1 rRNA gene is annotated in these 549 nt (G+C 46.4%); it reads left to right on the plus strand.

The window, feature by feature from the left end:
• Nucleotides 1-21 precede the first annotated feature (21 nt).
• A 23S ribosomal RNA gene (locus tag P20439_RS15515) occupies nucleotides 22-549 on the plus strand; the annotation flags it as partial.

A 549-nucleotide genomic window follows, 5' to 3' on the forward strand; every position in this document is an offset into this window, starting at 1 on the left:
AAAGACCCGTTTGGGTTGTATGGTTAAGTGACTAAGCGTACACGGTGGATGCCTTGGCAGTTGGAGGCGATGAAGGACGTATTAACTTGCGATAAGCCTAGTCAAGCTAGTAAAAAGCACTTGAGACTAGGATTTCCGAATGGGGAAACCCACCTGCTTGCAGGTATCGTTAACTGAATACATAGGTTAACGAGGCGAACGCGGAGAACTGAAACATCTAAGTACCCGTAGGAAAAGAAATCAACCGAGATTCCGATAGTAGCGGCGAGCGAAATCGGAACAGCCCTTAAGCTTATTATGTGTTAATGGAAGGCTCTGGAAAGTGCCACGATACAGGGTGATAGTCCCGTACATGAAAATGCATTTTAAGTGAAATCGAGTAGGTCGGAGCACGTGAAACTTTGACTGAATATAGGTGGACCATCATCTAAGGCTAAATACTCCCAACTGACCGATAGTGAACCAGTACCGTGAGGGAAAGGCGAAAAGAACCCCTGTGAGGGGAGTGAAATAGAACCTGAAACCGTGTACGTACAAGCAGTAGGAGCC

Origin of the sequence: Pseudoalteromonas sp. BSi20439, from assembly GCF_000241165.1 — a bacterium.
Lineage (GTDB): Bacteria > Pseudomonadota > Gammaproteobacteria > Enterobacterales > Alteromonadaceae > Pseudoalteromonas.